Below are 3887 nucleotides of genomic sequence, written 5' to 3' on the forward strand. Positions count from 1 at the left end.
GCCAGCAGCCCGCCGAGCGCGGCCCGGCGGGCGGCGGGGGACAGCAGCAGCACGGTCAGCGCGGTGTTCACGGCGACGAGCAGCAGCGTCAGCAGCCAGACGCCGCCGAGCGAGGCGAGCCGCAGCGCGGGCGCCACCTGCCACTGGCTCGCGCCGAGCACGCCCCACGGCCCGCCCAAGTACTCCCAGGACCGCACCAGTTCGACCAGCAGCCAGCCGCACGGCACGAGCAGCAGCGCGGCCGCGCACCGCGCGGGTCCCGGCCGCCCGCGCAGCAGATCGCGGACGAGCACGCCCCACGGCGCCCACAGCGCGCCGAGCAGCGCGGCCAGTACGAGCAGGAAGACGTGCAGGCTCGGCAGCAGCCAGTGGTGCACCGCCAGCATGAAGCCGGTGCCGCCCAGCCAGCCCTCCAGGGCGGCGCGCCGGGGCGTGCGGGCGGTGGCCGGCAGTGCCAGCCAGGGGACCAGGACGACGTACGCGAGCCACCACAGCCCGGGCGCCGGGAAGCACAGGGCCGGCAGCGCGCCGGCCACCACGGCGGCGACGGCGCGCCACCAGGGGGAGCCGGGGCTCGGGTCCTTCTCGCCTGCCGGGCGGCGCATGCCGTGTCCCCCTCTCGGGTCGGACGCCCAGTGTGCGCCACGAGGGCGATCATGCACAGGGGGCGCGGCGAGGCGGTCTCCGGAGCAAGCCGTGCGGGGGAGACCTCACCGGGGACGTCCCCGTCCGGGCCTCATTCCTTGCCCTTCGGCACCACCTGGCGCCACTTCTCGTGGACGACGACCTCCGCCAGCCGCCAGCCCTCCGGGGTGCGGTGGACGGTGAAGGCGTAACGGCCGCCGCAGGTGTAGTTCGGTGCCACCGCGCCGTGGTCGACGGGGACGGCGCCGGCCGGGTCCGCGAGCCGCATCGGGTTGAGGTAGTCGGCGCGTACGGTGGCGGTGTCGCCGGGGGCGCCGTCCCGGGTGGCCTGGATGATCCGGCGGTTGACGATCAGATGCTGGCGGACGGGGAAGTGGCGCATCATCTCCGCGAGCCAGCCGGCGATCTCCTCGCCGCTGCCCTCGATGCCGCCGGCCGAGCGGTAGTCCGCCCGGCCGTCCTTAGTGAAGAGCTCCCGGTACGCGGGCCAGTCGCCGTCGTCCACGGCGTGGGCGTAACAGGTGATGAGGTCGTCGATCGCGAGGCGGTCCATGACGGTCGAGTGTTCAGCGCGCTGAGTCACCCTCCGAGTGTTCGGCATCGGCCGGTCGCCGCCAAGGGGCGGGACCGGCCGGTGACGGCGAATCAGTTGACCGTTGCCGCCTGCTGCGGGGCCGGGGACTGGTCGAACTGGGTGCGGTACAGCTCTTCGTAACGCCCGCCCGCGGCGAGCAGCTCCTCGTGGCTGCCGCGCTCCGCGATCCGGCCGTCCTCGATCACGAGGATGACGTCGGCGGCCCGCACGGTGGACAGCCGGTGGGCGATCACCAGGGAGGTGCGCCCCGCCAGCGCCTCGGTCAGCGCTTCCTGCACCGCGGCCTCGGAGGTGTTGTCCAGGTGCGCCGTGGCCTCGTCGAGGATGACCACCCGAGGGCGGGCCAGCAGCAGCCGGGCGATGGTCAGCCGCTGCCGCTCACCGCCGGAGAGCCGGTACCCGCGCTCGCCGACGACCGTGTCCAGGCCGTCCGGCAGCGAGGCGATCAGGCCGTCCAGGCGGGCCCGGCGCAGTACGTCCCACAGCTCCTCCTCGGTGGCCTCGGGCCGGGCGAGCAGCAGGTTCGCGCGGAGCGAGTCGTGGAAGAGGTGGCCGTCCTGGGTGACCATGCCGAGGGTGCCGCGCAGCGAGGCGGCCGACAGGTCGCGCACGTCCACGCCGCCGATGCGCACGGCGCCCTCGTCCGTGTCGTACAGCCGCGGCAGCAGCTGCGCGATGGTGGACTTGCCGGCGCCGGAGGAGCCGACCAGCGCGACCATCTGGCCCGGCTCGGCCCGGAAGGACACGTCGTGCAGGACCTCGTCGCCGCCCCGGGTGTCGAGCGTCGCGACCTCTTCGAGGGAGGCGAGGGAGACCTTGTCGGCGGCCGGGTAGCCGAAGCGTACGCCGTCGAACTCCACGGCCAGCGGGCCGTCGGGCACCGTGCGGGCGTCCGGCTTCTCGCTGATGAGCGGCTTCAGGTCCAGTACCTCGAAGACCCGCTCGAAGCTCACCAGGGCGCTCATGACCTCGACGTGGGCGCCGGACAGCGCGGTCAGCGGCGCGTAGAGCCGGGTCAGCAGCAGGGCGAGGGACACGATCGCGCCGGGTTCCAGGCTGCCGCGCAGGGCGAGGTAGCCGCCGAGCCCGTAGACGACGGCCAGCGCGAGCGCGGAGACGAGCGTGAGCGCGGTGACGAAGAACGTCTGCACCATGGCGGTACGGACGCCGATGTCGCGCACCCGGCGCGCCCGCGCGGCGAATTCGGCGGACTCCCGCTCGGGCCGCCCGAAGAGCTTGACCAGCGTCGCGCCGGGCGCGGAGAACCGCTCGGTCATCTGCGTGCCCATCGTGGCGTTGTGGTCGGCGGCCTCCCGGCGCAGCTGCGCGAGGCGCCGCCCGACGCGCCGCGCCGGCAGTACGAACACCGGGAGCAGCACGAGGGCGATCAGGGTGATCTGCCAGGACAGGCCCAGCATCACGACCAGCGTCAGGATCAGCGTGACGATGTTGCCGACGACCTGGGAGAGCGTGTCGCTGAACGCCCGCTGCGCGCCGATGACGTCGTTGTTGAGCCGGCTGACCAGGGCGCCGGTGCGGGTGCGGGTGAAGAACGCGACGGGCATCCGCTGGACGTGGTCGTACACGGTCGTCCGCAGGTCCAGGATCAGGCCCTCGCCGATGGTCGCTGACAGCCAGCGGGTGACCAGCCCGAGGCCCGCTTCGGCGACCGCGATGGCGGCGATCAGGCCGGACAGGCCGAGCACCAGGTCCGTGGAGGAGCGGTGCACGATCGCGTCGACGACCCGGCCTGCCAGCAGCGGAGTGGCCACGGCCAGCATCGCCGTCACCGTGCTGAGCAGCAGGAACGCGACCAGGTGGCGGCGGTGCGGGCGGGCGAAGGCCGCGATGCGGCGCACGGTCTCCCGGGAGAAGGGACGCCGGTCCTGCTGCGCGGTGATGGTGCTGTGCAGCGAATGCCAGGCGGTGACTTCCATGTCCATTGCGGTCCTCCGGGGTGCGCGGTCGTCCGTCGCGGGTCCGAGCGACCGGCGACACATCAGGAAGCTATGACCTCAACCAATGTTGAGGTCAACTGCTTCCCTCGGCAGGACCCTTTCGGGTACTCCTTGAGTATTTCCTTCCGGCGCCGGGGCGCGGGCGTTCAGACTGCCGCCCGGCGCCATGCCGCGGCCCGCAGCAGCCGCAGCCCGTTCAGCCCCACCAGTACGGTCGAGCCCTCGTGCCCCAGCACGCCCAGCGGCAGCGGCAGGTGGCCGGCCAGGTCCCAGACCACCAGGCCGCCGATGCAGACCGACGCGATGACGAGGTTCTGGGTCACCAGCTTCCGGGCGCGCCGGGAGAGCGCCACGACGGTGGGCACGGCGCCGATCTCGTCCCGCACGACCACCGCGTCGGCCGTCTCCAGCGCCAGGTCCGAACCGGCCCGGCCCATCGCCACGCCGCTGTCGGCGGCGGCCAGCGCGGGCGCGTCGTTGACGCCGTCGCCCACGACCAGCACCCGCTCGCCCTGCTCCTGCCAGCCGCGCACCGCGGCCACCTTGTCCTCGGGCAGCAGCCCGGCCCGTACGTCCGTCATCCCCGACTCGGCGGCGGTCAGCGCCGCGGTACGCGCGTTGTCGCCGGTCAGCAGGGCGGGCTCGGCGCCGGCCAGAGTGCGCAGCCGGGCCACGGCCCCGGGCGCGCC

The 3887-nt window shown here is 73.9% G+C and carries 3 protein-coding genes and 1 pseudogene; all 4 read right to left on the bottom strand.

All coding sequences use genetic code 11. The annotated features are described in order from the left end of the window. Nucleotides 1-605: pseudogene (locus ABT381_RS35280) on the bottom strand (apolipoprotein N-acyltransferase); the annotation flags it as partial. A 131-nt stretch (nt 606-736) separates the two neighbouring features. Further along, complete coding sequence (locus ABT381_RS35285; protein ID WP_351602058.1) at nt 737-1228, bottom strand: nuclear transport factor 2 family protein; 492 nt, start codon at nt 1226-1228, stop codon at nt 737-739. 62 nt (nt 1229-1290) lie between these two features. Beyond that, entirely contained in the window at nt 1291-3183 is a 1893-nt protein-coding gene (locus ABT381_RS35290) for an ABC transporter ATP-binding protein (RefSeq protein WP_351602061.1), read from the bottom strand. A 161-nt stretch (nt 3184-3344) separates the two neighbouring features. Continuing rightward, nucleotides 3345-3887, bottom strand: a 543-nt coding sequence (locus tag ABT381_RS35295; RefSeq protein WP_351602064.1) for an HAD-IC family P-type ATPase, incomplete at its 5' end; no start/stop codon positions are given.

Source organism: Streptomyces sp. NPDC000151 (assembly GCF_040301705.1).
Taxonomy (GTDB): Bacteria; Actinomycetota; Actinomycetes; order Streptomycetales; family Streptomycetaceae; genus Streptomyces.

Bases quoted from the DNA above. Each gene is read 5' to 3' on its own strand.
- ABT381_RS35290 (WP_351602061.1), bottom strand. From the start codon at position 3,183: ATGGACATGGAAGTCACCGCCTGGCATTCGCTGCACAGCACCATCACC.